This window comes from Pseudomonas sp. R2-37-08W, from assembly GCF_003851705.1.
In the GTDB taxonomy this organism is placed as follows: domain Bacteria; phylum Pseudomonadota; class Gammaproteobacteria; order Pseudomonadales; family Pseudomonadaceae; genus Aquipseudomonas.
In genome coordinates this window covers 5,054,994-5,075,321 of the sequence record NZ_CP027728.1, presented here as the reverse complement: position 1 = coordinate 5,075,321, position 20,328 = coordinate 5,054,994, and the positions used below count along the sequence as shown (strand labels likewise).

General features: G+C 61.6%; 20 protein-coding genes. 14 read left to right on the top strand and 6 right to left on the bottom strand.

Annotation, left to right across the window (positions count from 1 at the left end; translation table 11 throughout):
- Positions 1–83: 83 nt before the first annotated feature.
- A complete protein-coding gene (locus tag C4J93_RS23410; RefSeq protein ID WP_124371978.1) occupies positions 84–767 on the bottom strand; it encodes a DNA-3-methyladenine glycosylase in 684 nt (227 codons plus the stop codon).
- 175 nt (positions 768–942) lie between these two features.
- Between C4J93_RS23410 and C4J93_RS23405 the strand changes: the two genes are divergently transcribed.
- The 13 genes from C4J93_RS23405 to C4J93_RS23345 all read left to right on the top strand — a co-directional run bounded on the left by C4J93_RS23405 (position 943) and on the right by C4J93_RS23345 (position 13,428).
- Positions 943–2,208 carry a glutamate-5-semialdehyde dehydrogenase gene (locus tag C4J93_RS23405; protein WP_124371977.1) on the top strand — a complete coding sequence of 422 codons (1,266 nt, stop codon included), beginning with the start codon at positions 943–945 and terminating at the stop codon, positions 2,206–2,208.
- Positions 2,208–2,852, top strand: a complete 645-nt coding sequence (gene nadD, locus C4J93_RS23400; protein WP_124368480.1) for a nicotinate-nucleotide adenylyltransferase — start codon at positions 2,208–2,210, stop codon at positions 2,850–2,852. The genes C4J93_RS23405 and nadD overlap by 1 nt, the downstream gene beginning before the upstream one ends.
- Positions 2,853–2,921: 69 nt before the next feature.
- Positions 2,922–3,416: a ribosome silencing factor gene (gene rsfS / locus C4J93_RS23395; RefSeq protein ID WP_003176298.1), complete on the top strand. Its 495-nt coding sequence runs from the start codon at positions 2,922–2,924 to the stop codon at positions 3,414–3,416.
- Positions 3,417–3,425: 9 nt separating this feature from the next.
- Positions 3,426–3,893: a 23S rRNA (pseudouridine(1915)-N(3))-methyltransferase RlmH gene (rlmH, locus tag C4J93_RS23390; protein WP_003176297.1), complete on the top strand. Its 468-nt coding sequence runs from the start codon at positions 3,426–3,428 to the stop codon at positions 3,891–3,893.
- Between the two features lie 15 nt (positions 3,894–3,908).
- A complete protein-coding gene (mrdA, locus tag C4J93_RS23385; RefSeq protein ID WP_124371976.1) occupies positions 3,909–5,807 on the top strand; it encodes a penicillin-binding protein 2 in 1,899 nt (632 codons plus the stop codon).
- Between the two features lie 31 nt (positions 5,808–5,838).
- Entirely contained in the window at positions 5,839–6,942 is a 1,104-nt protein-coding gene (rodA, locus tag C4J93_RS23380) for a rod shape-determining protein RodA (RefSeq protein ID WP_065952056.1), read from the top strand.
- 17 nt (positions 6,943–6,959) lie between these two features.
- Positions 6,960–7,970, top strand: a complete 1,011-nt coding sequence (mltB, locus tag C4J93_RS23375) for a lytic murein transglycosylase B (RefSeq protein ID WP_124371975.1) — start codon at positions 6,960–6,962, stop codon at positions 7,968–7,970.
- Positions 7,970–8,974, top strand: a complete 1,005-nt coding sequence (locus tag C4J93_RS23370; RefSeq protein ID WP_124371974.1) for a septal ring lytic transglycosylase RlpA family protein — start codon at positions 7,970–7,972, stop codon at positions 8,972–8,974. Before mltB ends, C4J93_RS23370 begins: the two co-directional genes overlap by 1 nt.
- A gap of 178 nt (positions 8,975–9,152) precedes the next feature.
- Positions 9,153–10,310, top strand: a complete 1,158-nt coding sequence (locus C4J93_RS23365; protein ID WP_124371973.1) for a D-alanyl-D-alanine carboxypeptidase family protein — start codon at positions 9,153–9,155, stop codon at positions 10,308–10,310.
- Positions 10,311–10,394: 84 nt separating this feature from the next.
- Positions 10,395–10,670, top strand: a complete 276-nt coding sequence (locus C4J93_RS23360; RefSeq protein WP_048724650.1) for a DUF493 domain-containing protein — start codon at positions 10,395–10,397, stop codon at positions 10,668–10,670.
- Positions 10,670–11,317 carry a lipoyl(octanoyl) transferase LipB gene (lipB, locus tag C4J93_RS23355; protein ID WP_124368475.1) on the top strand — a complete coding sequence of 216 codons (648 nt, stop codon included), beginning with the start codon at positions 10,670–10,672 and terminating at the stop codon, positions 11,315–11,317. The genes C4J93_RS23360 and lipB overlap by 1 nt, the downstream gene beginning before the upstream one ends.
- 25 nt (positions 11,318–11,342) lie before the next feature.
- Positions 11,343–12,344 carry a lipoyl synthase gene (lipA, locus tag C4J93_RS23350; protein WP_164485302.1) on the top strand — a complete coding sequence of 334 codons (1,002 nt, stop codon included), beginning with the start codon at positions 11,343–11,345 and terminating at the stop codon, positions 12,342–12,344.
- Between the two features lie 166 nt (positions 12,345–12,510).
- Positions 12,511–13,428, top strand: a complete 918-nt coding sequence (locus C4J93_RS23345; RefSeq protein ID WP_124371971.1) for an LD-carboxypeptidase — start codon at positions 12,511–12,513, stop codon at positions 13,426–13,428.
- Positions 13,429–13,538: 110 nt separating this feature from the next.
- On the opposite strand, the gene C4J93_RS23340 is transcribed toward C4J93_RS23345, so the two are convergent.
- From C4J93_RS23340 to leuS, 5 genes are all read right to left on the bottom strand, one after another.
- A complete protein-coding gene (locus C4J93_RS23340) occupies positions 13,539–14,864 on the bottom strand; it encodes a lytic murein transglycosylase (RefSeq protein ID WP_124371970.1) in 1,326 nt (441 codons plus the stop codon).
- A gap of 62 nt (positions 14,865–14,926) precedes the next feature.
- A complete protein-coding gene (gene arfA / locus C4J93_RS23335; protein ID WP_003176285.1) occupies positions 14,927–15,091 on the bottom strand; it encodes an alternative ribosome rescue factor ArfA in 165 nt (54 codons plus the stop codon).
- 208 nt (positions 15,092–15,299) lie between these two features.
- On the bottom strand, positions 15,300–16,337 hold the full coding sequence (holA, locus tag C4J93_RS23330) for a DNA polymerase III subunit delta (RefSeq protein WP_124371969.1): 1,038 nt from the start codon (positions 16,335–16,337) through the stop codon (positions 15,300–15,302).
- Positions 16,338–16,376: 39 nt separating this feature from the next.
- Entirely contained in the window at positions 16,377–16,982 is a 606-nt protein-coding gene (gene lptE, locus C4J93_RS23325) for an LPS assembly lipoprotein LptE (protein WP_124371968.1), read from the bottom strand.
- A gap of 90 nt (positions 16,983–17,072) precedes the next feature.
- Positions 17,073–19,679, bottom strand: coding sequence for a leucine--tRNA ligase (leuS, locus tag C4J93_RS23320; protein ID WP_124371967.1), 2,607 nt, complete (start codon positions 19,677–19,679; stop codon positions 17,073–17,075).
- Between the two features lie 261 nt (positions 19,680–19,940).
- On the opposite strand from leuS, the gene C4J93_RS23315 reads away from it, so the two are divergent.
- Positions 19,941–20,258 (top strand): hypothetical protein, encoded by a 318-nt coding sequence (locus C4J93_RS23315; RefSeq protein WP_124371966.1) that lies wholly within the window; start codon positions 19,941–19,943, stop codon positions 20,256–20,258.
- Positions 20,259–20,328: the final 70 nt, after the last annotated feature.

The following is a 20,328-nucleotide window of genomic DNA, read 5'->3' as shown; positions in this document are numbered from 1 at the left end:
TTGCTCCCGATGGCGGTGGGTCAGTGTCAGATGGTCTGACTGACACACCGTTATCGGGAGCAAGCCCCCTCCCACATGGAGCATCAAATCAAAAAATAATCGCGGCCTTCGACCTGTCCCCGCCGCAGCGGGTTCCGTGTGCAATAAGGCGCATAGCCAGCATCGACGAAACGGTACATCAAATGCTCATCGCGCCCACTGGGGATGCCCAGTCGTGTGGTCTGGATGATCTGCGTGGGCACCTGGCCTACGTCTTCCACATACAACAGTTCCTGATCGAAGCGCTTGGCATCCCACATCGGCACCTTCAGGCCCAGCGCCTTGCACAGCAGCGTCTGGCCCGCACAGAGTTTCTGCGCGGCGCGCGGGCTGCCATCGGGGTTCGGGTTGTTCAACAGCATTTGCGCCAGGCTCGCCGGGCCGGAAATTTCATCGACCCAGGGATACGCCGATTTGATCAGCACGGCATTGCCCGGGCCATGGGCGCTGAAATTCAGCGAATCACCGCCACGGGCGTAATACATGTAGATATGCCCGCCATCCAGAAACAAAGCCTTACGCTTTTCTGTGTAGCCGAGTGAGGAGTGGCTGCCTTTTTCGGCCACGTAATAGGCTTCGGTTTCAATAATTCGGGCTGAAAGCCAAATTCCGCCGACACGATGACGGATGACTTTTCCGAGCAGTTCTTGCGCGAGCAACTGTGCATCGCGGTCGAAGAAGCTGTCGGGGAGGGCGCTGGCAGGGAGTTCGGGCGTCATTCTGGACATAACGTTCAAGGTGATTACGGCTAAATGTGACGGAATCATAACAACTCCCACCTTAATTACCGCTGAACCCCAGGTTTTTACAGTTCATTTCGACCATCCGCCCCTCACCGCTGTCAGTCGGGCGGCGTCACAGCTATAATCTGCCGCTTTCCTCTTTGCCAAGACTACCTGACCCATGACTGAGTCCGTTCTTGACTACATGACCCGCCTGGGTCGCGCTGCCCGTCAGGCCTCGCGGTTGATCGCCCGTGCGAGCACTGCGCAGAAGAATCGCGCGTTGTTGGCCGCCGCCGACGCTCTGGATGCTTCGCGCCCAGCGCTTACCGCCGCCAACGAACAGGACCTGGCCAACGGCCGCGCCAATGGCCTGGAACCGGCCCTGCTGGATCGCCTGGCGCTGACCCCGGCGCGTATCGACGACATGATCGAAGGTCTGCGTCAGGTAGCCAAGCTGCCTGACCCCATCGGTGAGATCCGCGATATGCGTTACCTGCCGTCCGGCATCCAGGTCGGCAAGATGCGCGTGCCCCTGGGCGTGATCGGCATCATCTATGAGTCGCGCCCGAACGTGACCATCGACGCCGCGAGCCTGTGCCTCAAGTCGGGCAATGCCACCATCCTGCGCGGCGGTTCCGAGGCCATCAACTCCAACCGTGCCATCGCTGCCTGCATTCAGCAGGGCCTGACCGTGGCCGAGTTGCCCGCCGAGGTGGTGCAAGTGGTGGAAACCACCGACCGCGCGGCGGTTGGCGCATTGATCACCATGCCGGAATTCGTCGACGTGATCGTGCCGCGCGGTGGCAAGAGCCTGATCGAGCGCGTCAGCCGCGACGCCAAGGTGCCGGTAATCAAGCACCTGGACGGCGTGTGCCACGTCTACATCGACATCGCCGCCGACCTCGACAAGGCCATCCGCATCGCCGACAACGCCAAGACCCACCGCTACGCGCCGTGCAATACCATGGAAACCCTGTTGGTGCACGCCGGCATCGCCGAGCGCGTGCTGCCGCCGCTGGCTGCCATTTATCGCGACAAGGGCGTGGAGCTGCGTGGTTGCGAGCGTACCCGTGCGTTGCTGGGCGCGGACGTGATCGAGGCGACCGAGCAGGACTGGTACACCGAGTACACGGCGCCGATCCTGTCGATCCGCATTGTCGACGACCTGGACCAGGCCATCGAGCACATCAATAAATACGGTTCCAAGCACACCGACGCCATTGTCTCCGAGCATTTCAGCGATGCCCGGCGTTTCCTCAATGAAGTGGACTCCGCTTCGGTGATGGTCAACGCCTCGACGCGCTTTGCCGATGGCTTCGAGTACGGTCTGGGGGCGGAAATCGGCATCTCCACCGATAAGCTCCATGCCCGTGGCCCGGTTGGCCTGGAAGGCCTGACCAGCGAGAAGTACGTGGTATTCGGCGACGGTCACGTGCGCACTTGATGGCTAAACGCATCGGGCTGCTCGGCGGTACTTTCGACCCCGTGCACATCGGCCATTTACGCAGTGCCCTGGAAGTCGCGGATGCCCTGGCCCTGGATGAATTGCGCCTGATGCCTAATTTCCGGCCGCCCCATCGCGATACGCCGCAGGTGTCAGCGCAGCAGCGCCTGGAAATGGTGCGCGTTGCCGTGGAGGGTATATCGCCGCTGGTGGTGGACGATCGCGAGCTCAAGCGCGATAAACCGTCCTACACTGTCGACACCCTGGAACTGATGCGCGCCGAGTTGGCCGCCGATGACCAGTTGTTTCTGCTTTTGGGCTGGGACGCATTTTGCGGCCTGCCCTCTTGGCACCGCTGGGAGGAACTCCTCCAGCATTGCCACATCCTGGTTCTGCAACGCCCGGATGCCGACAGCGAACCGCCGGATGCCTTGCGCAACCTGCTGGCTGCGCGGTCGGTAAGTGACCCCTTGGCCCTGACCGGGCCGAACGGGAATATTGCATTCGTCTGGCAGACCCCGCTTGCGGTGTCCGCCACCCAGATCCGTCAACTGCTGGCCAGCGGTAAGTCGGTACGTTTCCTGGTGCCTGACGCGGTCCTGGCCTACATCGATGCGCACGGACTTTACCGTGCGTCGAACTGAAAAGGCGCGCTTGTCGCTACGCACCGTCGTGCAGCGAGCGCCCGAACATACGAGCAAAACGAGTTTTATATGACGAACAAAGACGTAAGCAAAGTTAAGCGCAAAGGCACCTTCAAGAGCGCGCCGCTGCCGGTAGAAGCCCACGTTGGCCCGGAACTGGCTGGCGAAGAGCTGGTAAAAGTTGCCGTGGCTGCCCTGGAAGACGTGAAAGCCCAGGACATCCAGGTGCTCGACGTGCGCGACAAGCAGAGCATCACCGACTTCATGATCATCGCCACCGGTACCTCCAACCGCCAGATCGGCGCGATGCTGGACAAGGTTCGCGAAGCGGTCAAAGCCCAGGGCGTGAAGCCGCTGGGTGAAGAAGGCAAGGGCGACAGCGACTGGGTGCTGCTGGACATGGACGACGTGATCGTTCACATGATGACCTCCAACGCCCGCCAGTTCTATGATCTGGAGCGTCTGTGGAAAGGCGCCGAGCAGAGCCGTGCCGCCGATGGCAAGCACCACAGCCCGGAAGTGGGCCACGCGCACTTCGACAAGCTCAACAAAGACCAGGAATAAGGAACGGCTGTGCGCCTGCGTCTGATCGCTGTCGGTTCACGCATGCCCAAGTGGGTGGAAGAGGGCTGGCACGAGTACGCCAAGCGTCTGCCTGCCGAGCTGTCGCTGGAGCTGGTGGAAATACCGCTCAATACCCGGGGCAAGAATGCCGACGTGGCGCGCTTTATCCGTCAGGAAGGCGAAGCCATGTTGGCCAAGGTCGGGCCCAACGAGCGCATCGTTACGCTCGAAGTGCACGGCAAGCCCTGGAGCACCGAGCAGTTGGCGGTGGAGCTGGATCGCTGGCGCCTGGATTCGCGTACCGTCAACTTCATGGTCGGCGGCCCCGAAGGGCTGGCGCCGGAAGTCTGTGCGCGGGCCGATCAGCGCTGGTCGCTGTCGGCGCTCACGCTGCCGCACCCGTTGGTAAGGATTCTGATCGGTGAACAGCTGTATCGCGCCTGGACAGTTCTGTCCGGGCATCCTTATCACAAATAATCTGCGCCATTCCCGATGACCCAGCCGATCCGCATCAAGGACCACGAGAAAGACGCACGTCTGGTACGTGCGCGCGTGGTATTTGGCGCGATCATGGTGGTGGCGCTGATCGGGGTGCTGATCGCGCGCCTGTATTACCTGCAGGTCATCCAGTACGAATATCACTCCACCTTGTCGGAAAACAATCGGGTGCATGTGCAGCCGATCCCGCCGACCCGTGGGCTGATTTTCGACCGCAATGGCGTGGTGGTCGCGGATAACCGGCCCAGCTTCAGCCTGAGCATGACCCGCGAGCGTTCCGGCGACTGGCAACAGGTGCTCGATGTGATCGTCGAGGTGCTGCAGCTGACGCCGGAAGACCGAGTCATCTTCGAGAAGCGCATGAAGCAGGGGCGCCGGCCTTTCGAGCCGGTGCCGATTCTGTTCGAGCTGAACGAAGAGCAGATCGCACGGATCGCGGTGAACCAGTTCCGCTTGCCGGGCGTGGAGGTGGTGGCGCAGTTGGTGCGGCATTACCCTCAGGGGCCGCACTTTGCGCACTCGGTCGGTTATATGGGGCGCATCAACGAGAAAGAGCTGAAAACCCTCGACCCGGTCAATTACAGCGGCACCCATCACATTGGCAAAACCGGCATCGAGCGTTTCTACGAGCCCGAACTGCACGGCCAGGTGGGTTACGAAGAGGTCGAGACCAACGCCCGCGGCCGCGTGTTGCGCGTGCTCAAGCGCACTGATCCGTTGCCGGGCAAAGACATCGTGCTGAGCCTGGACATCAAGTTGCAGGAAGCCGCCGAAATGGCGCTGGGTGGCCGTCGCGGTGCGGTGGTGGCGCTGGACCCGAAGACCGGCGAAGTGCTGGCCATGGTCAGCCAGCCGAGTTTCGACCCCAACCTGTTCGTGACCGGCATCAGCTTCAGGGCCTATGCCGAGCTGCGCGATTCCATCGACCGGCCGCTGTTCAACCGCGTGTTGCGCGGCCTGTACCCGCCGGGTTCGACCATCAAGCCGGCGGTGGCGATTGCCGGCCTGGATTCGGGTGTGGTCACGGCGTCGAGTCGGGTCTATGACCCCGGCTACTACATGCTGCCCAACTACGATCACAAATACCGTAACTGGAACCGCACCGGTGACGGTTATGTCGACCTGGATACCGCGATCATGCGCTCCAACGACACCTATTTTTATGACCTGGCCCACAAGCTGGGTATTGATCGCCTGTCGGCCTACATGGGCAAGTTCGGCCTCGGTCAGAAAGTCTCCCTGGACATGTTCGAAGAGTCGCCAGGCCTGATGCCGTCGCGGGAGTGGAAGCGGGCGACGCGCCGCCAGGCGTGGTTCCCCGGCGAAACCCTGATCCTCGGCATTGGCCAGGGTTATATGCAGGCCACCCCGCTGCAACTGGCCCAGGCGACGGCGCTGGTGGCGAACAAGGGCATCTGGAATCGTCCGCACCTGGCTAGGACCATTGAGGGCGAGAAACCGCTGGATGAGAATCCGATCCCCGACATCGTGCTGCGCGACCCTTCCGACTGGAACAAGGTCAATCACGGTATGCAGCAGGTCATGCACGGCGCCCGTGGCACCGCACGCAAGGCGGCGATCGGTGCGCAGTACCGCATCGCCGGCAAGAGTGGTACCGCCCAGGTGGTCGCGATCAAGCAGGGTGAAAAGTACGACCGCTCCAAGGTTCAGGAACGCCACCGCGACCACGCCTTGTTTGTCGGTTTCGCCCCGGCAGATGACCCGAAAATCGTGGTGGCGGTGATGGTGGAGAATGGCGAGTCCGGCTCCGGCGTCGCGGCCCCGGTGGTGCGTCAAGTGATGGACGCCTGGCTGCTGACCGCCGACGGCAAGCTCAAGCCCGAATATGGCGGCCCCCCTTCAAGCCCCGAGGTTACGGCCCGTGAAGAGTAATTTTGACCGCATCCTCTCCAGTGAGGATGTGATGCGTCGCCGTGCGACGTTGCTGCAACGCATGCACATCGATGGCCCGCTGCTGGTGCTGCTGCTGATCTTGGCGGCGGGCAGCCTGTTCGTGCTGTATTCGGCCAGCGGCAAGAACTGGGACCTGCTGATCAAGCAAGCGTCTTCGTTCGGCCTGGGCCTGTTGTCGATGGTGGTGATCGCCCAGCTCGAGCCGCGCTTCATGGCGCGCTGGGTGCCGCTCGGTTATGTCGCCGGGGTTTTGCTGCTGGTGGTGGTGGACGTGATGGGCCACAACGCCATGGGTGCGACCCGCTGGATCAACATCCCAGGGGTGATTCGCTTCCAGCCGTCGGAATTCATGAAGATCCTCATGCCGGCCACCATTGCCTGGTACCTGTCCAAGCGCACGTTGCCGCCACAGCTCAAACATGTGGGGATCAGCCTGGTGCTGATCGGCGTGCCGTTCATTCTTATCGTGCGCCAGCCGGACCTCGGCACCTCGTTGCTGATCCTGGCGGGCGGCGCGTTCGTGCTGTTCATGGGTGGCTTGCGCTGGCGCTGGATTCTCAGCGTGCTGGCCGCCGCCGTGCCCGTGGCCGTGGCCATGTGGTTCTTCTTTATGCACGACTACCAGAAGCAACGGATCCTGACGTTCCTCGACCCGGAGAGCGACCCGCTGGGTACCGGCTGGAACATCATCCAGTCCAAGGCAGCGATCGGTTCCGGCGGCGTGTTCGGCAAGGGTTGGTTGCTGGGTACCCAGTCGCACCTGGACTTTTTGCCTGAAAGCCACACCGACTTCATTATTGCGGTGATGGGCGAAGAGTTCGGCCTGGTCGGCATTTGCGCGCTGCTGCTGATCTATTTGCTGTTGATCGGTCGCGGGCTGGTGATTACCGCGCAGGCGCAGACGCTGTTCGGCAAGTTGCTGGCCGGCAGCCTGACCATGACTTTTTTTGTTTATGTTTTCGTCAACATCGGTATGGTCAGTGGCCTGCTGCCGGTGGTAGGTGTGCCGTTGCCATTCATTAGCTACGGCGGAACTTCGCTGGTGACATTGCTGTCAGCGTTTGGGGTTTTGATGTCGATTCATACGCATCGCAAATGGATCGCACAGGTTTGAATAAGGTGAAGATGTCAATGCAAGTAATGCGCGGCTGGGCAACTCGGCATGCGTCCTGGATGGGCCTGATTGGGCTGCTGGGCGCAACGCAAGAGGTGCAGGCCGGTGACTACGATGGCTCACCTCAGGTCGCCGAATTTGTCGGTGAGATGACCCGCGACTACGGTTTCGCCGGTGAACAACTGATGGGCGTGTTTCGCGAGGCCCAGAAAAAGCAGGCGATCCTCGACGCCATCTCGCGCCCCGCCGAACGCGTGAAGCAGTGGAAGGAATATCGCCCGATGTTCCTCACCGACGCCCGTGTGGCGCGGGGCGTGGACTTCTGGCGCCAGCATGAGGCGATATTGGCCCGCGCCGAGCAGGAATACGGTGTGCCGGCCCAGGTCATCGTCGCGATCATCGGCATTGAAACCTTCTACGGGCGCAATACCGGCAGTTACCGGGTGATCGACGCGTTGTCGACCCTGGGCTTCGATTACCCGCCCCGCGCCGAGTTCTTCCGCAAGGAGCTGCGCGAATTCCTGCTGCTGGCCCGCGAAGAACAGGTCGACCCAATGACTCTCAAGGGCTCGTACGCCGGGGCGATGGGCTTGCCGCAGTTCATGCCGAGCAGCTTTCGCGCCTACGCGGTGGACTTTGACGGCGACGGGCATATCAATATCTGGAGCAACCCCGACGATGCCATCGGTAGCGTGGCCAGCTATTTCAAGCGTCACGGCTGGGTCGGCGGTGAACCGGTGGTCGTCCGCGCCGATGTGACGGGTGAACGCGCCGACGAAGGCCTGACCCAGGGTATCGACCCGGTGAAGACCGTCGGGGAGTTGCGAGCGCTGGGCTGGTCGAGTCAGAATGCGCCACGCGATGACATGCCGGTGACGGCGTTCCGCCTTGAAGGTGAAAATGGCCCGGAATACTGGATGGGCCTGAAGAATTTCTACGCAATCACGCGTTATAACCGCAGTGTGATGTACGCCATGGCCGTGCATCAGCTGTCAGACGAGCTGGTTCAAGCACGGGGCAACAAGTAATGCGGGTATCGCCGTTCAAAAAACCGCTCAAGCTGGTGGCGTTCGCCGCGTTGTCCCTGCTGATCGCCAGTTGCTCCACGACGCCGAGCCGAGCGCCGGCCAAGAAGGCCGGCGGCGCGGTGGTTCGCGCCCAGCCGGGCCTGGATATCAACCGTGCGCACAAAGATGGCGCGCCGTGGTGGGATGTGGATGTGTCGAAGATCCCCGATGCCACGCCCACCTTGCACTCCGGCCCTTACAAGGCCAACCCCTATACCGTGCTGGGCAAGAATTACTTCCCGCTGCAGGACTCCAAGACCTACGTGCAGTCCGGCACGGCGTCCTGGTACGGCACCAAGTTCCATGGCCAGAACACCGCCAACGGCGAAGTGTATGACCTGTACGGCATGAGCGCGGCCCACAAGACCCTGCCGCTGCCCAGCTACGTGCGCGTGACCAACCTGGACAACAACCGCACGGTGATCCTGCGGGTCAATGACCGTGGGCCGTTCTATTCGGACCGGATCATCGACTTGTCCTACGCCGCCGCAAAGAAACTCGGTTACGCCGAAATCGGTACCGCACGGGTCAAGGTCGAAGGCATCGACCCGGCGCAGTACTGGGCCCAGCGTGGCAAGCCGGCGCCGTTGATGCTCAACGAACCGCAAACCCCACAACCGCAAGTAACGGCGTCGACCGGCAAGATCGAACAATGGACGCCGCCGCCCGCGCAGCATGCTCCGGATACGGTCGTCGTACCCCGTGCCGCGCCCGGTGCCTCCACCGTGGGTGGGCAGTACCTGCAAGTGGGCGCTTTCGCCAACCCGGATGCGGCAGAACTGTTAAGGTCCAAGCTCAGCGGCATGGTCAGCGCGCCAGTGTTCATCAGCTCCATCGTGCGTAACCAGCAAACCCTGCACCGTGTGCGCATGGGGCCGATCGGCTCGCCGAGCGAGGTGGCGCAAGTGCAGAACAGCGTACGCCTGGCGAACCTGGGGCAACCCAGCGTAGTGACCGCAGAATAAGGCAATAAAGGACTGCAGGTTCAGGCGGGTGCCTGGGCCCTGGTTGTTGGCTCGTTGAACAATAAAAACCCAGGGGCAAGGGGTGAGCGGGCAACCGAACACGTGACAGTCTGGAAGCGGGCTGTCTGAATAGTTTTGCCCGCGAGGGCAAGTTTCCATAAGCAATTTCGAGAGACGGATGAACATCACCACCTTAGCCAAACGTACGTGCCTGCTTATCTCGCTGATCATTACCCCGGCCGCCTGGGCGGTTGAGATGGTGCCGGCTTCCCCGCAACTGGCCGCAAAGTCCTGGGTCCTCATGGATGCCGCCAGTGGCAACGTGCTGGTCGAAAACGGCGGTGACGTGCGCCTGCCTCCAGCCAGCCTGACCAAGCTGATGACCGCCTACATCGCGACCCTGGAAATCCGTCGCGGCCAGATCGGCGAAAACGACCCGGTGACCGTCAGCGAAAACGCCTGGCGTACCGGTGGTTCGCGGATGTTCATCAAGGTCGGCTCGCAAGTCACCGTCAGCGACCTGCTGCACGGCATCATCATCCAGTCCGGTAACGACGCCAGCGTCGCCTTGGCCGAGCACATCGCCGGCAGCGAAGACGCGTTCGCCGATATGATGAACAAGACGGCCGGCGACCTGGGCATGACCAACAGCCACTTCATGAACCCGACCGGCCTGCCGAATCCAGAGCATTATTCGTCGGCTCACGACATGGCGATCCTGGCCCGTGCGATCATCCGTGTTGACCCGGTGCACTACGCCATCTACTCCCAGAAAGAGTTCTTCTGGAACAACATCAAGCAGCCTAACCGCAACCTGTTGCTGTGGCGCGACAAGACCGTCGATGGCCTGAAAACCGGCCACACCGACGAAGCCGGCTACTGCATGGTGTCGTCCGCCGTACGTGATGGCCAGCGCCTGATCGCCGTGGTATTCGGCACCAACAGCGAGCAGGCCCGTGCGGCCGAGACGCAAAAGCTGCTGACTTACGGCTTCCGCTTCTTCGAAACCCAGACCTTCTACCAGAAGGGTACGGAGCTGGCGACCGCGCCGGTATGGAAGGGCGCAACCTCCCAGGTCAAGGCCGGCCTGGCTGATGACCTGACCCTGACCATGCCTAAAGGCCAGCTGAAAAAGCTCGCTGCCAGCATGACCATGAACCCGCAATTGGTTGCCCCAATCGCCAAGGGCGACGTGATCGGTAAAGTCGAAGTCAAACTGGACGACAAGGTGGTGCACAGCGCCGACCTGATCGCACTGGATGCCGTCGACGAAGGTGGTATCTTCCGCCGCGTGTGGGATAGCATCCGTCTATTCTTCTACGGCTTGTTCAACTGATTGTGTGCACCTGCAAAGCCCCGCGTTGATCCGACGCGGGGCTTTGCCGTCGCCACGGCTTACCGCTTACGAGGCCGTTACGCCATGACCGATACCGAAGTAAAGGCGCCAAAGATCGAATTTCCGGTGGTGGACTACCCCATCAAGATAATCAGCGATACCGGCGTAGGCCGCAAAGACTTGATCCTCGAGATTGTGCGCAAGCACGCGACGATCAATGATCAGCGTGTGGACGAGCGATCCAGCTCCACAGGCAAATACACCACGATCCAATTGCACATCGTTGCAATCGGTCAAGACCAGCTCTACGACATCAACAGCGAACTGCGGGCCACCGGCTTCGTGCACATGGTGTTGTGATGCCACAGGTCCTGGGCTTTCGCGAGCTCGGCCGGATGGCCTACGAGCCGGTCTGGCACGCCATGCAACGCTTCACCAATGAGCGCGGCAGCTCGGCAGCGGATGAAATCTGGCTGGTCGAACACCCACCGGTGTTCACCCAGGGCCAGGCCGGCAAGGCTGAGCACCTGCTGCTTCCGGGGGATATTCCGGTGGTGCAGGTCGACCGAGGGGGTCAAGTGACTTACCATGGGCCTGGCCAACTGGTCGCTTATCTGTTGCTGGATGTGCGCAAGCTGGGGTTTGGCGTGCGTGACCTGGTAAGCCGCATGGAAGCTTGCCTGATCGAGCTGTTGGCCAGTTACGGCGTGACCGCTGCGGCCAAGCCTGATGCACCGGGTGTGTATGTGGATGGCGCGAAAATCGCTTCCCTGGGTTTGCGCATTCGTCACGGGTGTTCCTTTCATGGCCTGGCCCTGAATGTGGACATGGACCTGGCCCCGTTCCGGCGCATCAACCCGTGCGGCTACGCTGGGCTTGCGATGACCCAGTTGAGCGACCATGCAACACCCATAGAATTTGCCGAGGTAAGTGCCCGGCTGCGCGCGCAGCTCGTCAAACACCTCGACTATGCTGAGCAGACGACCCTGACGGGCGGAATCGATTGATATGACTACTGATGTTGTGCAAACCATGATCCCGACGCTGGACGTTACCGAGCGTCCAGTCCCGGCCCCGCGTGCCAAGGTGGAAGCCGGCGTCAAGCTGCGCGGCGCCGAGAAGGTTGCACGCATCCCGGTCAAGATCATCCCGACCACCGAACTGCCGAAAAAGCCTGACTGGATTCGCGTGCGCATCCCGGTCTCGCCGGAAGTCGACCGTATCAAGGCCCTGCTGCGCAAACACAAGTTGCACAGCGTGTGCGAAGAGGCCTCTTGCCCAAACCTGGGCGAATGCTTCTCCGGCGGCACCGCCACCTTCATGATCATGGGTGACATCTGCACCCGTCGTTGCCCGTTCTGCGACGTGGGCCACGGCCGTCCGAAGCCCCTGGACGTCAACGAGCCGGAAAGCCTGGCTATCGCCATCGCCGACCTGAAACTCAAATATGTGGTGATCACCTCGGTCGACCGTGACGACTTGCGAGACGGCGGTGCTCAGCACTTTGCCGATTGCATCCGCGAAATCCGCAAACTGTCGCCGAACGTCATGCTTGAAACCCTGGTGCCCGACTACCGTGGCCGCATGGATGTAGCGCTGCAGATCACCGCCGCTGAGCCACCGGATGTGTTCAACCACAACCTGGAAACCGTTCCGCGCCTGTACAAGGCCGCGCGTCCGGGTTCGGATTACCAGTGGTCGCTCACCCTGCTGCAGAAGTTCAAGCAGATGATGCCGCACATTCCGACCAAATCCGGCTTGATGCTGGGCCTGGGCGAAACCGACGAAGAAGTCATCGAAGTCATGAAGCGCATGCGCGAGCACGACATCGATATGCTGACCCTGGGCCAGTACCTGCAACCGTCCCGTAGCCACCTGCCGGTGCAGCGTTTCGTGCACCCGGATACCTTCGCCTGGTTCGCCGAGGAAGGGTACAAGATGGGCTTCAAGAACGTAGCCTCCGGCCCGTTGGTGCGCTCTTCGTACCATGCTGACGAGCAGGCCAAGCTGGTCAAGGCGAGCCTGGTTTCCTAACAAAGAGTTTGGTAATGGAGATCTGCCCGCCACCGCAGATCCAATGTGGGAGGGGGCTTGCCCCCGATTGCGGTGTGACAGTCAATACACGAGTGACTGATACATCGCCATCGGGAGCAAGCCCCCTCCCACATTTCGTTATGCGTCATATTAAGGAGAATTGTGCATGACTAGCGCCGTACCTGCATTGCGCCTCGAAGGCACCATCGGCCTGATCGCTCCCGCCGGCCCTGCCGCGCTGGACGTTGAAAAAGCTGGGCAATGGATGCGCGCCCGTGGCTACGAACTGCGCATTTTCCCGGGTGTGTATGAGCGCGACGGCTACCTGGCCGGCAGTGATCAAGTGCGTCTCAACGACCTGCATGCTGCCTTCGCCGACCCCGAAATCGACGCCATTTTCTGCCTACGCGGCGGCTACGGCACGCCACGCTTGCTCGATGCGCTGGACTTCGACCTGTTGCGCGCGCACCCGAAGCCTTTCGTCGGCTACAGCGACATCACCGCCTTGCACCTGGCGATCAACCGCTACGCGGGCTTCGTCACCTTCCACGGGCCAATGCTCAATGCCGACTTGCTCGGTGGCAAGCAACCCCCCACCGAGTCATCGCTGTTCAGCCTGCTGCGTGGCCAGCTTGGCGCCGGCAGCCTGCTGACGCACCCGGTGGCCTACCCCTTGACCACCATTGAGCCTGGCATCGCCTGCGGGCGTTTGTTGGGCGGCAACCTCTCGATGATCGCGGCGGTGATGGGTACCGCCTACGACATTGACGCTGAAGGCATCATTCTGTTTATCGAGGACATCAACGAGCCGCTCTATCGCATCGACCGTCTGCTGACGCACCTGCGCCTGGCGGGCAAACTCGACCAGGTGGCGGGGGTATTGGTGGGGGATGTGGCCGGTGTGGATCAGGTGGGGCTGGAAAGACTGTTGAAACAGACCTTCGAACCGCTGTGCATTCCGGTGCTGTCCGGCTGGCGCAGCGGGCATTGTGATCCGAATCTGACGTTACCGATGGGGGCTTTGGTGCGTTTGGATGCGGGGGAGCAGCGGGTGGTGTTGGAGCAGGATGTAGTCTGTAAATGATCGTCGGTTCCTAAACCGCAATCGGGGGCAAGCCCCCTCCCACATTTTGAAATGCATTCCAAGTGTGGGAGGGGGCTTGCCCCCGATGGCGGTAGTTGCCTTGAGCACATCTATCGGCCCTGCAGTGACTCCAGCAGCTTCACCGTCGGATACCCATCCGCCGGCCAGCCCAGCGCTTGCTGCGCCGTTCGAATCGCCTTGCGTGTGTTGGCGCCGATGATCCCGTCGGCATTGCCTGCGTCGTAGCCCTTGGCGCTGAGCGCCGTCTGCAGGTCGATGCGTTGCGAGCGGCTCAGCGGTAGCTCATCCTTCGGCCAGCTCCCGCGAATCACACCACCGCCACCAAATCGCTCCGACAGCAGGCCAACGGCCAGTGCATAGGACGACGAGTTGTTGTACTTCAGGATCGCACGGAAGTTATCCAGAACCAGAAACGCCGGGCCACGGTAGCCGGCCGGCAACAGCAGGGCGGCGGACAGTTGGTCGACATTGGCTGGCAGGCTTGCGCCAAGCGGCAGCTGGATGCCCAGTTGCAGCCATTCGGCGACGGTCTTGCGGATGCCACCATCGGCCAGGGAGTAGTCGAAGCCCGTTGGCAGTGGCTGCACCTCAACGCCCCACGGCTGGCCTTTCTGCCAGCCGGAGCTTTGCAGGTAATGGGCAGTGGACGCGAGGGCGTCACCGGGGCTGTTCCAGATATCGCGGCGGCCGTCGCCGTCGAAATCCACGGCATGGGTGTTGTAGGTGGTGGGGATGAATTGGGTCTGGCCCATTGCGCCGGCCCAGGAACCTTTCATCTGGTCGGCCGCAATATCGCCGTGCTGGATGATCTGCAGCGCCGCCAGCAGTTGCGCCTGTGCGAACGCCGGGCGACGGCCCTCATAAGCCAGGGTCGCGAGGGAGCGAATCACCGAGTTATTGCCCTGGAACTGGCCGAAGTTGCTTTCCATGCCCCACACCGAGACCAGTGCCTGGCGATCGACGCCATACCGCTCTTCGATGCGCTGTAGGATATCGGCGTACTTGACCAGTAACGCCTGGCCATTACGCACGCGCAGCGGCGACAGCGCGCCGTCGAGGTATTCCCACACCGGCCGGGAAAACTCCGGCTGGCTGCGGTCGGCGCGAATCACCGCCATGTCCGGGCTGACGCCGGCGAAGGCATTATCGAAGACGTCGGCGGTGATTCCGGCTTGCAGGGCCTGCGCACGGAAACCGGCCTGCCATTCGGCGAAGGTCTGGGTCGGTTGGATGTTCAGGTTGTCTACCGCCAGCGGCGCAACGACGGCAGGCGCCACGGCCGGTACGGTCTTGAGCGTGGGCAGGGGTTGAGCGTCCGCGGCGGTGGGTTTTTCCGCGCAGGCGACAAGCAGAATGAGGCTGGAGGCAGCGATCAATTGGCGAAGGTGCCAACGACGGGAAAGACTAGAGGGCATGCACAGGTCCAGGGGGTTACAAATCCAGTGCAGACCTTATCATGCCAGAGGGGCGCTTGCCTTCAGGCAGCCAGAAAGTAAGAAGCCTCCCAGCTATTAGACTGGAAGGCTTCGCGGCGGTAGCTGCCTTTGCCCTTGCCGGCGCGTTCTTGACGGCTGCGGAACAGGGGCTGGGCGATGATGGATTTGGCCTTGTTCGGGCCATGCTTGGATGGCTTTTTGCTCATGATCTTTCTCTCGTTCGGGTGGGTGGAGCGGCGAAAATAATCTGCCTATATTGCGGCGCTGTAAAGCCTGAAAATTGTAAACACAAACAAAATGTGGGAGGGGGCTTGCTCCCGATGACGGAGTGTCAGTCACTGGATTTTTTGACTGTTACACCGCTATCGGGAGCAAGCCCCCTCCCACATTGGGTTTTTGGTGTTCTTGCGGGGGTTATTCGGCAGGCAATGCCAGGCGCTGGCCGGCCATCAGCAGTGACAAACGGCTCAGGCTCATCCACGGCGAACCGGCCGCCTGGCCTTTGATCTGTGCATCAATGCGCTGCGCTTCCAGCAACAGTTGCGCCCAGCGTTGCGCCGAGTGCCGTTGCAGGGCCTTGCTCATCAGGGGTTTGCGCTTGTCCCACACCGACGGTCGGGCTTGGCTGAAGCATTTGTCCAGGGGGGTGCCCTGGCTGTATTGCAAAGCGATGTTAGCCAGCACCCGCAGTTCCCGGGCCAGGGCCCAGAGAATCACCGGCGGTTCCACACCTTCGCCGCGCAGCCCTTCTAGCATGCGCAGGGCGTGGGCCGGTTCACCGTTGAGGATCGCGTCCACCAGCCCGAAGACATCGAACCGCGCACTGTCAGCCACCGCGCCCTGCACGGTTTCGACGGTAATCTGCCCATCTTCCGCCATCAGCTTGAGCTTTTCGATCTCTTGGGCGGCGGCCAGCAGGTTGCCCTCGACCCTGGCGGCGATCAGCTCGACGGCGTCTTGCGTGGCCGACAGCCCGGACTGTGACAGGCGCTGGCGAATCCATTGCGGCAGCTGGCTGCTGTCCACCGGCCAGATCTGGATGAACTGGGTCTGTGGGCCTTCCACCAGCGCCTTGCCCCATTTGGTTTTCTGCGCACTGCCGTCGAGCTTGGGCAGGCTGACCAGCAGCACCGTGTCTTCAGCAGGGCGCGCGCAATATTCCATCAACGCCGCCGCGCCCTTATCGCCCGGCTTGCCCGAGGGCAGGCGCAGCTCAAGCAGGCGTTTTTCAGCAAACAGCGACATGCTCGCGCCTGCCTGCAGCAGCGTGCCCCAGTCGAAACTGGCATCGGCACTGAACACCTGGCGTTCATCGAAACCTTGCTGGCGCGCCGCCGTGCGAATGGCGTCGGCCGCTTCCTGGCACAGCAACGGGTCATCGCCGCTGACAATATAGACAGGCGCGAGGCCACCTTGCAGGTGTTTGGCGAGTTGGGCGGGGGCGAGTTTCATAGGCAGGGCGAACGGGGCGCCAGGAGCGCCCCGTTTGGCTTACTCGACAGGGACTTCAACAGGCGACTGTTTCGGCGTGTTGTCTTCATACTCTTGCGCGGCTTTCAGCGCATCGGCGTCAGCCTTGGCCTTGTTGTCGGCGATTTGCTGCAGCTCCGCGAGTTTTTCCGGGGTCAGCAGTTGCAGGCGAGTCATCATGCGCTGGACCAGCTCACGACGCATTTCCTTGCGCACCTGAAGGGTCTCGGAGTCCGAACCCACCAGGTTGTTGCCGTCGTGGCTCACGACTTTCTGCACCTGGATCTTGTCACCCATCAGTGGCAAGTGATCGCGGCCTTGTACTTCGAAGTTGACGGTGGTGGTCAACTCGACATCCGACGCGCGGCCCGCACTGGCGTAGCTGATGTTGCGCTGGGTTTCGCGCTCATCAACCAGGTCCAGTTTGTAGGTGGCCCCGGTATAGACGCGCACACCGCTGTTTTCCAGGGCCTGGCGCAGCTGAATCACGGTCTCGCCGTAGGCATTGCGTGCGCTGACGTCGAGTTCCTTGAGCGACAATTCGTTGGTGCCGGTGCCGCGCAGCTGGAAGCCGCACGCGCTCAACAGAACGGCCAGGCCCATTACCAGCAGATTGCGTTTGATCATGTTTGTTGCTCCCCTTGAAACCAGGCGGGCCGTATCGAGGCCCTGAAGGTTTAGTTCGGCGCAGGGCTCAAGCCCTGCGCCCGATCCGATTTAGCTGGCGACGATATTGACCAGTTTTCCGGGCACTACGATCACTTTGCGGATCGTCAGGCCTTCGGTAAAGCGCAGCACGTTCTCGTTGCAGCGTGCAGCCGCTTCGACTTCTTCACGACTGGCGCTGGCCGGCATGTCGATCTGGCCGCGCAGTTTGCCGTTGACCTGAATCACCAGTTGCAGCGTGTCCTGTACCAGCGCGCTGTCATCCTGCACCGGCCAGCGGGCGTCGATGACGGCACCGCTGTGGCCCAGGCGGTTCCACAATTCGTGGCTGATGTGCGGCGTGATCGGCGCGAGCAGCAGGGTAACCGTTTCCAGGCCCTCGTGGATCAATGCGCGATCCTGTTCCGTGGCCTGCGGGGCTTTTTCCAGCACGTTCATCAGCGTCATCACCTGGGCGATGGCGGTGTTGAACTTGTGGTTCTGCCCTACGTCCTGGCTGGCCTGGCGGATAGCCAGGTGGGTGCTGCGGCGAATGGCCTTCTGCTCATCGTTCAGGGCGGCGACGTCCAGCTTGCCCGGCAAGCCCTGGCTGACGTGGGCATGGGCCAGGCGCCAGACGCGCTTGAGGAAGCGGTGCGAGCCTTCTACGCCGGAGTCGGACCATTCGGCGCTCATGTCGGGCGGCGAGGCGAACATCATGAACAGGCGGCAGGTGTCGGCGCCGAACTGATCGATCATCGATTGTGGGTCGACGCCGTTGTTCTTCGACTTGGCCATCTTCTCGGTGCCGCCGATTTCCACCGGCAGGCCGTCGGATTTGAGCTTGGCGCTGATGACCTTGGCTTTGCTGTCACGCTCGAGTTCGACGTCCGCCGGGTTGAACCAGGTGTAGGCGCCATTGGCTTCGCGGCGATAGTAGGTCTCGGCGATTACCATGCCCTGGGTCAGCAGGTTCTTGAACGGCTCGTCGGAGCTGACCAGGCCTTCGTCACGCATCAGCTTGTGGAAGAAGCGCGCGTACAGCAGGTGCAGGATGGCGTGTTCGATGCCACCGATGTACTGGTCCACCGGCAGCCAATGATCGGCTGCGGATTTCTCGACCAGGCCACCTTCATAGTGCGGCGAGGCGTACCGGGCGTAATACCACGAGGACTCGACGAAGGTGTCCATAGTGTCGGTTTCACGCTTGGCCGGCGCGCCGCATTTAGGGCAGCTGCATTCGTAGAACTCGGGCATGCGCGCCAGAGGCGAGCCGGCGCCGTCCGGCACCACGTCTTCGGGCAGGACCACCGGCAACTGGTCTTCCGGGACCGGCACGTCACCGCAGCTTTCGCAGTGGATGATCGGGATCGGGCAGCCCCAGTAGCGCTGGCGGCTGATGCCCCAGTCGCGCAGGCGGAACTGGGTGCGCGAGGCGCCGAGGTTTTTCTTGATCAGCGCGACTTCGATCGCGTCGAATGCGCCCTGGAAGTCCAGGCCGTCAAATTCGCCGGAATTGATCAGGGTACCGTGCTCGCCGTAGGCGTCTTGCCACGGGGCCGGGTTGGTCTCGCCCGCGCTGGTGCGCACCACGGACTTGATCGGCAGGTTGTATTTGGTGGCGAATTCGAAATCGCGCTCGTCGTGAGCCGGCACCGCCATGACCGCGCCGTCGCCGTAGTGCATCAGCACATAGTTGGCTACCCAGACCGGCAGCTTCTCGCCAGTCAGCGGGTGCTCGACGAACAGCCCGGTCGGCAGGCCTTTTTTCTCCTGGGTCGCGACATCGGCTTCAGCCACGCTGCCACCTTTGCATTCGGCGATGAACGCCTGCAGCTCAGGGTTGTTCTGTGCGGCCTGGGTGGCCAGCGGGTGTTCAGCGGCCACGGCGACGTAAGTTGCGCCCATCAGGGTGTCGGGGCGGGTGGTGAATACCTTGAGTGCGCCGGCTTCGCCGATCGAGTCGACGTTGTACGGGAACTGCACTTCCATGCCCTTGGATTTGCCGATCCAGTTGCGCTGCATGGTCTTGACCTGTTCGGGCCAGCCCGGCAAGTCGTCGAGGCTCGACAGGAGTTCATCCGCGTAGGCGGTGATCTTGAAGTAGTACATCGGGATTTCGCGCTTTTCGATCAGCGCGCCGGAACGCCAGCCGCGGCCGTCGATCACCTGTTCGTTAGCCAGCACGGTCTGGTCGACCGGGTCCCAGTTCACGGTGCCGCTCTTTTTGTAGATCACGCCTTTTTCGAACAGGCGCGTGAACAGCCATTGTTCCCAGCGATAGTAATCCGGCTTGCAGGTGGTCACTTCGCGGGACCAGTCCACCGCCAGGCCCAGGCTGCGCAGCTGGGTCTTCATGTAGGCGATGTTTTCGTAGGTCCACTTGGCGGGGGCTACGTTGTTTTTCATCGCGGCGTTTTCCGCCGGCATGCCGAAAGCATCCCAACCCATGGGTTGCAGGACGTTCTTGCCGAGCATGCGCTGGTAGCGCGAAATCACGTCGCCGATGGTGTAGTTACGCACGTGCCCCATGTGTAGCTTGCCGCTGGGGTAAGGGAACATCGATAGGCAATAGAAAGTCTCCTTGCCTGGCTGTTCGCTGACTTCAAAGGACTTTTGCTCGTCCCAGAAGGTTTGTGCGGCATTTTCTATTTCACGGGGCTGATATTGTTCGTGCATGGCTACTTTTGAACTGAATAAGGGTGGCCTATTCCTCTTCGGTGCAGTGTCCGGGTTGTTCGACACCAGAAAGCGGCGCGTCCGTGCCCAAACCCTGCGGGAAGTGGAGTTACAGGAAGCGCCGTAGCATACATGACCCCACTCTATCGAGGGAAACCCTGATTGCGCAGGCAGGGCCGTCTGTCGCGGCATCGGGCAGGCGCAGCCACGGGGGCTACGCTGTTTATTGGGGAGCATGTATTTCTTCAATGAGGTGAGGGGATGGCTGAATCGCAGCGAACTTTAACGAAACCGCAATTATATGAAGGATTGATCGACCGTTTGGGTCGGGCATTGGATGCCGCAAGAACCGCAGGCCGATTGCGTGGTGAACGGCCTCTGGAGCTGGAGTTGCAAGGCTTGAGCCAGGCAGAGCTTGACTTGATCAAGAACTATCTGGCGTTGCACCACCAACGCGCCTCTGATGGGCAGGCCTCCCCGCCAGTCCAGGCGCCTTCCCGTTCGGCCAAGGTGATTTGGCTGAAGGACCTGCCGGCCGGCCGCGGCCCGGAACGTTTCCGATCCGTACGGTGTAAGTAACCCGCGTTATCCGCCACTTTGCAAAATGTGCTGGTAAGGATTGTTGCCGAACCCCGTTGCATCTAGGCTT